The organism is Staphylococcus argensis, assembly GCF_002902305.1.
Lineage (GTDB): Bacteria > Bacillota > Bacilli > Staphylococcales > Staphylococcaceae > Staphylococcus > Staphylococcus argensis.
Map to the genome: position 1 here is coordinate 520,200 of NZ_PPPX01000016.1, position 7,568 is coordinate 527,767.

The window sequence follows — 7,568 nt, forward strand, 5'->3', positions numbered from 1 at the left end:
CGCAATGAAAAGGTGGGTTACTATGTCTCAACAGGATTGGCGTAAATCAGTCGTATATCAAATTTATCCGAAATCATTTAATGATACGACTGGAAATGGACAAGGTGATATTAATGGTATTACAGATAAATTAGATTACTTAGCGTATTTAGGCGTAGATTACCTCTGGTTAACACCTGTTTATCAATCACCGATGAATGATAATGGCTATGATATTAGTGATTATTATCAAGTGAATAAGCTATTTGGTAGCTTAGATGACTTGCGAACACTCATCTCAGAAGCACATCGACGTGATTTAAAGATTATGATGGATATCGTCATTAATCATACTTCGACAGAGCATCAATGGTTCAAAGATGCATACAATAATCCTGAAAGTCCGTATCGGGACTTCTATATTTTTAAAAAGTCAAAAGGTAAAGGTCCGCCGACGAATTGGCAATCGAAATTTGGAGGCAACGCTTGGCAACAAGAGACGGAAACCGATGACTACTATCTCCACTTGTTCGACGTGTCTCAAGCCGATTTGAACTGGGATAATCCTCAAGTGCGTAAAGAATTGCATCGGATCGTGAAGTATTGGATCGATTTCGGTGTCGACGGCTTTCGTTTTGATGTGATTAACCTTATTTCAAAGGGAGCGTTCAAAGATTCCGAGCGCACAGGTAAGGAGTTCTATACTGATGGACCACACGTACATGAGTATATTCATGAGTTGAATAGAGCGACATTCGGGGACACTGATCTTATGACAGTCGGTGAAATGTCCTCCACAACGTTGGATCATTGCCTTAAATATACGCAGCCGGAACGTCAAGAATTGCATAGTGTCTTTAACTTCCATCCTTTAAAGGTCGATTATGCAGGTGGAGACAAGTGGACCAATGCTTCTATGGACTTTCTTCAGCTGAAAGAGATTCTGATGGACTGGCAAGTTGGTATTTATGAAGGTGGCGGTTGGAACGCGATATTTTGGTGCAACCATGATCAACCGCGTATCGTCTCTCGATTTGGTAATGATGCTACGGAAGCGTTGAGAGTTCAAAGTGGTAAAATGTTGGCGATTGTCCTACACATGTTGCAAGGAACGCCGTACATTTATCAAGGTGAAGAAATTGGGATGACTAATCCTAATTTCACATCTATCGATCAATATCAAGACGTTGAAGCGATTAATGCGTATAAGTCTTTATTAGAACGAGGTGTGTCAGAAGCTGAAGCGCTGATTATTTTAAATCAAAAATCACGTGACAATTCACGCACGCCAATGTTGTGGAACGATGAACGCCATGCCGGATTTACGGAAGGCGAACCTTGGATGGACGTGAATCATAATTATCGACATATCAACTTTCAACAAGCGATGGAAGATCCAAACTCTATATTACAAACGTATCGCAAGTTGATTACTTTGAGGCACCAGTACGATATCGTAACCTATGGTGATATTGAACCTCTATACATGACGCATCCAGAGTTGTTTATTTATCGCCGAAATTATGAAGGTAAAAGTTGGCTCGTCATTGCGAACTTCTCTGAGCATAGTGTGCCACTTCCAGAGTCATTGAATATAGAAGGAGCGGTTGTCATCGCGAACAGTGAGTTGAACCAAAGAACAATAGAAGGCTACGGTGCGATGGTGATTGCCCAAGAAGAGAAGTGGGAAAAGGAAAGTGAATAACTGATGGCACAACGGAAATTTATCACGATATATGAGAAGTTAAAGGATGCAATCATGGAGGGCACGTACCCTTATCAAGCAGTGCTCCCGTCTGAACATGAGTTAGTGAGAACGTTTGATACTTCTCGTGAAACAGTGCGTAAAGCTTTGGCGTTGCTCATGGATAATGGAATGATTCAGAAATTGAGAGGTAAGGGGTCCGTCGTCATCTATCAAGGAATAACGACCTTGCCCTTTAACGACTTACAAAGCTTTCAAGAAATCAATGCGCGACAAGGCCAACGCTATCAAACGGTGGTCGAATGTTTTGAAGAGGTGGAAGCGGGCGATGTGCCTCAGGTGAAAGCTGCTTTAGATCTAAAGATGAGTGATGTGTTATGGCACGTTATTCGTACGCGTCGTTTGCACGGACAAGTTAAAATTATTGATGAAGATTATTTCGTACAGAAGTACCTGCCTGAGTTAAATATTCAAATTGCTGCTCAATCGATTTACCACTATTTAGAAGAAACATTAAATACTAAAGTAGGGTATGCGCATAAAGAAATTTCCTTTGAACCCTTTGGTGAGATGGAAACGACACTGTTTAGCTCTCATGCTACGCCGTACACCGCTACAGTGAGAGGGGTAGTGCATTTAAACGATACAACAAAGTTTCAATATAATGTTTCGAAACATATTGCTACAGAGTTTAAATTCCGAGAATTTTCACGTCGAAACTAAACTTTAGTAGTGAAGTTTGTGTCCAATAGGTGGCATTTTGGCTTGGATAGGTAGATCTTTCGAGCGCTGCGAGATTTTCAAGCTTGCATTTTAACTATGAATTATAGTAAGATAACATTTGCCGTGCTAGGTGGGGAGGTAGCGGTTCCCTGTACTTGAAAGCCGCTTATGCAAGACTTAACCCCTTTGCCGAGGGTGTATCTTTGTAAAGTCTGCCCAAAATACGTAGTGTTTGAAGATTTCGGTCCTATGCAATACGAACCCATGAATCATGTCAGGTCCTGACGGAAGCAGCATTAAGTGGATCCTCGTATGTGCCGTAGGGTAGCCGAAATTTAGCTAACGACTTTGGTAACGTTTATGAGATACACTCGACGCGAAGGTGCACGGTTATTTTTATGTTTAAAATGACTCGTGTAGCTGAGTTTTCGACCAGCTTAAATACATTGAAATACAATACTGACTTATATAGATGAGTGTACTGCCTTGATATCGTGCAGACACTCTTTTTTTATTATAGAATAGACTTAAATTTATCCTTTTGTATTGAAGCTACAAAGTGAAATGCTAATGGCGACTTGTAAAAGGGCAACACGTTTTAACCTAACAGGGATTGGGGATTTGGCCATAAATGAGAGCGTGCGTTGACTACATTTCCTACTCTTTCGCATTAACAGCGCCCTGGTCTTTTACCATGAGCGAGAAAGAAATGTCGAGAAGATTGCTCATGCTCACGCGTTAGACCATGAACGTGTTATGATTGAAAGTAACTGACAATCATTGTATACAAAGGATTTCGAAAGACAGACGAATGGGAGGACCTCATGCAAATCTATTTAAGTACTTTAACTGAGAATGACTATGCCGAAAGTTTAGATATGATTGAAGCGGCGTTTAGAGACGTACCACACTCAAACCATGATGAACATCATTTAGTCGCACAATTACGTAAAGCACCAGAATATCGCTACGAACTCGAAGTTGTAGCGAAATTAGAAACAGGCGATATCATCGGACATGCGATGCTATCTGAGGTGAAGATTGTTAATGGAGAAAGTACGTACACAGCATTGGCTTTAGCACCTGTATCCGTGTTGCCGGAGTATCAACAACAAGGGATTGGTAAAGCGCTCATTCAAGCTGTGGAAGAACGTGCGAAAGCAGACGATTATACGACGGTCATCGTGTTGGGCGATCCAGGATATTATCATCAACTTGGCTATCAAACTGCAGCTGATTACGATATCACAGCACCGTTTGAGATTGCGCCAGAATACTTGATGGTGAAATTCCTGTGGGACCAATTAGAGGAGTATCCACACGGTGAAGTGGTGTATCCTGAGTCTTTCAATTAATCAATGAAACCATTAGAATATAGAAGGTAGAGAAGAATTGCAAGCGGAGGTGCAGAGTTGGATTATCAAGCGTTGTACAGAATGTTCAGACCCCAAAGTTTCGACGATGTTGTGGGTCAGTCTCATGTCACGAAGACTTTACGTAATGCGATATCTAAAGGGAAACAATCCCATGCCTATATATTCAGCGGACCTCGAGGTACAGGGAAGACGAGTATCGCTAAAGTCTTTGCCAAAGCGATTAACTGCGAGCGTTCTACAGATGGCGAGCCCTGTAATGAGTGCCCAATATGTAAAGGGATAACTCAAGGTACAAACTCAGACGTGATTGAAATTGACGCCGCGAGTAACAATGGTGTAGATGAGATCCGCAACATACGTGATAAAGTGAAATACGCTCCAAGTGAGTCGAAATACAAAGTGTATATTATTGACGAGGTTCACATGTTAACAACAGGCGCTTTCAACGCCCTGTTAAAGACGTTAGAAGAACCTCCAGCTCATGCGGTATTTATTCTTGCGACGACGGAACCTCACAAGATTCCACCGACGATTATTTCACGTGCGCAACGTTTTGATTTCAAAGCGATTGGTCACGATCAAATTGTTGACCGTTTGCGTTATGTAGCAGAATCTCAAGAACTTGATTATGAAGATGCCGCGTTAGACTTTATCGCTAAGGCATCAGAAGGTGGTATGCGTGATGCTTTAAGTATTATGGACCAAGCGATTGCTTTCGGTGATGAACACCTCACATTACAGGACGCGTTAGACGTGACCGGAAGTGTGGACGAAGAATCGATTAACCGTCTGTTCGAAGAGGTCGCAGAGAGTGACGTCCGTGCTGCATTTGAAACGTACCATCAATTTGTAGCTGATGGTAAAGAGGTCAACCGTCTCATCAATGATATGATTTACTTCGTTCGCGATACGATTATGGCTAAGACGTCTGACACGCATTTTAACTATACCGCCTTGGAGAACTTTGACCTGGACACGTTATATAAAATGATTGATGTCATTAATGATACGCTCGTCTCCATCCGTTTCAGTGTAAATCAGAACGTGCACTTTGAGGTCTTACTGGTTAAAATGGCTGAGATGATTAAAGCGCAACCTGAAACAGTGCAGAACGTGGCAACAGCGAGTGTCGCTCAAGAGCCTAATAACGATGTGCTCTTACAACGTATGGAACAGCTGGAGAACGAATTGAAGACATTGAAATCGCAAGGTGTTGCACAAGCAGGGGGTCAACCTCAACAGCGTCAACGTCCAACGAAACGTAGTGGTGGACGTCAAAAAGCATATTCTAAGCAAATGATCTATAAAGTGCTAGATAATGCGAATAAAGAAGACATCAAATTACTGCAAGATAACTGGAAAAAAGTAATTGCACACGCGCAGAACAATGATCAGAAAGCATTGGTGAGCTTGCTTCAGAACTCAGTACCTGTAGCGGCAAGTGCGGAACAAGTCCTCGTGCAATTCGAGGAGGAAATCCATTGCGGCATCGTCAATAAAGATGAGAGTAAACGGGCGAGCATTGAAGATGTCGTTTCTAGTATTATCGACAAGAAAGTTCGCGTCGTAGGTGTGCCTTCGAGTCAGTGGATGCAAGTACGTGCAGATTATCTTCAAGATCGTCATAGAGGTCCGGGAAGAGAGACAGCGCAAGAGAGTAGTGCTTCTCATTCCGAGAATACAGCTGCTGGTGATAATGAGCAGGCTGAAGTCGATGTCGCTCAGAAAGCGCGAGATTTATTCGGAGAAGAGACTGTGAATGTTATTGATGAAGAGTAACCATTGTACCTGAGGAAGAACAGATGAGAGAGTACGGACATGATACATGCGAACGAGTGAGACATGACAACGATTCTTTCGCCATGTATAATGAAACAAAAGCATAATAACTATAGATAAACACATATAAGGAGGATATCAATTATGCGCGGTGGCGGAAATATGCAACAAATGATGAAACAAATGCAGAAGATGCAGAAGAAAATGGGTCAAGAGCAAGAGAAGCTCAAAGAAGAACGCGTAGAAGGTACTGCAGGTGGCGGCATGGTAACTGTAAATGTGTCAGGTCATAAAGAAGTGCTCGACGTTCAAATTAAAGAAGAAGCAGTAGACCCAGATGATATCGAAATGCTTCAAGATTTAGTGCTTGCTGCGACTAACGAAGCGATGAACAAAGCAGACGAGCTTACACAAGAACGCTTAGGTAAGCACACTAAAGGCTTGAACATTCCAGGAATGTGATGCTATGCATTATCCAGAACCAATTTCGAAACTGATAGACAGTTTCATGAAATTGCCAGGCATTGGACCGAAGACGGCTCAACGTCTGGCGTTTCATGTATTAGATATGAAAGAAGATGACGTGGTACAGTTCGCGAAAGCGCTCGTCGATGTGAAACGTGAACTCACTTATTGTAGTGAGTGTGGTCATATCACTGAACAAGACCCATGCTATATATGCCAAGACAAGAATCGAGATCGTTCGGTAATTTGTGTAGTTGAGGATGACAAAGACGTTATCGCTATGGAGAAGATGCGTGAGTACAATGGTTTGTATCACGTACTGCACGGTGCAATCTCGCCGATGGATGGTATCGGGCCAGAAGATATCAATATCCCTACGCTAGTTGAGCGCTTGAAAGACGAAGGTGTCAAAGAAATTATTCTCGCAATGAACCCTAACCTTGAAGGTGAATCAACGTCGATGTATATCTCTCGTTTAGTTAAACCTATCGGCATCAAAGTGACACGTCTAGCTCAAGGTCTTTCTGTAGGTGGCGATTTAGAATACGCTGATGAAGTGACGTTATCAAAAGCCATCGCAGGTCGAACAGAGATGTAACTTGCGTAATTTAGGTGGCTGCGCGGTTACGTGACTATGTGGAGATGGTCAGACTCGTGTGAGCGTTGGCTAGTCTTGGGGATCTGTGCTTGAGTGAGTGCTTGATTGTGCGATCTCATGTGCGTGTGTAGCTGAGTCTCCTACAAGAGAAAAGGACTACACGACATGTGGCAAAGTGAATACGTAGGTGTGCAGTCAGTCTTGCGCGCCTGAAGGATTGACTCTCATATAGAAGAGAAAGCCACTAGGGCACGAGGTTAAGTAAATATAGAAAGTGAAGCGGCAGGCCGAAGTGGTCTGTCGTTTTTATGTTGGGAGGATATATCCTCCATGTGACACGTTGAATTTTATTAGCTGAAGAAGTCTGTCGCTTTTTGTTGGGAGGAGATGCGTGAGGAGCGAGCGGTATTTCCTTCATAGGTAGTGAGGTTAGATTGAGTATTGGTGAAGTGATGTAGGAGAAAAGTTAAGCGGGGGGATAGGGGGGGTTGGACTGGAGTGATGCTTGTATAAAATGATTAAAGAAGCGACAGGTTAGCAAAATATTTTGAGGATGTAAAAAAGTTTAAAGAAATTTGTAGTTTGGTTTATGAGTGTGGAATGCATTAATAGAGGGCGTTTTTAAGGAGTTTAAACCCTCTAAACGAACTTTAAAGATACAAATATATAAATAGTTTGTTTTTGAGTATGTTTAGAGGGAGATGAAATGGGTAAGGTGTAATTTTTACTGTTGTTCAAAAGCTTGGAAGCGTGTATAGTATTTACTTGTCGGACGAAGTTGTTAAAACGAACATTCGACAACGACAAAAATTAATTAAAACTTTTTGTTGACATTAAATGACAAAGGGCGTATAATTAATTCTTGTCGGCGAAAGAAAAAGAACGCCAAAATGAACATTGAAAACTAAATGACAATATGTCAACGTTAATTCCAATAAACACA

At 42.0% G+C, this 7,568-nt stretch carries 6 protein-coding genes and 1 other RNA gene; all 7 read left to right on the plus strand.

Features of this window, described 5'->3' with window-relative positions; translation table 11 throughout:
• Nucleotides 1–22: 22 nt before the first annotated feature.
• The 7 genes from CD039_RS11295 (at nt 23) to recR (ending at nt 6,625) form a co-directional block, all read left to right on the plus strand.
• Nucleotides 23–1,684 (plus strand): alpha,alpha-phosphotrehalase, encoded by a 1,662-nt coding sequence (locus CD039_RS11295; RefSeq protein WP_103372396.1) that lies wholly within the window; start codon nt 23–25, stop codon nt 1,682–1,684.
• Between the two features lie 3 nt (nt 1,685–1,687).
• Nucleotides 1,688–2,407: a trehalose operon repressor gene (gene treR, locus CD039_RS11300; protein ID WP_103372397.1), complete on the plus strand. Its 720-nt coding sequence runs from the start codon at nt 1,688–1,690 to the stop codon at nt 2,405–2,407.
• 121 nt (nt 2,408–2,528) lie between these two features.
• Nucleotides 2,529–2,797, plus strand: an RNA gene (gene ffs / locus CD039_RS11305) — signal recognition particle sRNA large type.
• A gap of 434 nt (nt 2,798–3,231) precedes the next feature.
• Entirely contained in the window at nt 3,232–3,762 is a 531-nt protein-coding gene (locus CD039_RS11310; RefSeq protein ID WP_049405302.1) for a GNAT family N-acetyltransferase, read from the plus strand.
• An 81-nt stretch (nt 3,763–3,843) separates the two neighbouring features.
• Nucleotides 3,844–5,562 carry a DNA polymerase III subunit gamma/tau gene (gene dnaX / locus CD039_RS11315; RefSeq protein ID WP_390612092.1) on the plus strand — a complete coding sequence of 573 codons (1,719 nt, stop codon included), beginning with the start codon at nt 3,844–3,846 and terminating at the stop codon, nt 5,560–5,562.
• 144 nt (nt 5,563–5,706) lie between these two features.
• Complete coding sequence (locus CD039_RS11320) at nt 5,707–6,024, plus strand: YbaB/EbfC family nucleoid-associated protein (RefSeq protein WP_103372399.1); 318 nt, start codon at nt 5,707–5,709, stop codon at nt 6,022–6,024.
• A gap of 4 nt (nt 6,025–6,028) precedes the next feature.
• Complete coding sequence (gene recR / locus CD039_RS11325; protein ID WP_002472351.1) at nt 6,029–6,625, plus strand: recombination mediator RecR; 597 nt, start codon at nt 6,029–6,031, stop codon at nt 6,623–6,625.
• Nucleotides 6,626–7,568 lie beyond the last annotated feature (943 nt).

Excerpts from the sequence above, each read along its gene's own strand:
- CD039_RS11320 (WP_103372399.1), top strand. The coding sequence starts at position 5,707 with ATGCGCGGTGGCGGAAATATGCAACAAATGATGAAACAAATGCAGAAG.
- CD039_RS11295 (WP_103372396.1), top strand. The coding sequence starts at position 23 with ATGTCTCAACAGGATTGGCGTAAATCAGTCGTATATCAAATTTATCCG.
- CD039_RS11310 (WP_049405302.1), top strand. The coding sequence starts at position 3,232 with ATGCAAATCTATTTAAGTACTTTAACTGAGAATGACTATGCCGAAAGT.
- treR (WP_103372397.1), top strand. The coding sequence starts at position 1,688 with ATGGCACAACGGAAATTTATCACGATATATGAGAAGTTAAAGGATGCA.
- dnaX (WP_390612092.1), top strand. The coding sequence starts at position 3,844 with ATGTTCAGACCCCAAAGTTTCGACGATGTTGTGGGTCAGTCTCATGTC.
- recR (WP_002472351.1), top strand. The coding sequence starts at position 6,029 with ATGCATTATCCAGAACCAATTTCGAAACTGATAGACAGTTTCATGAAA.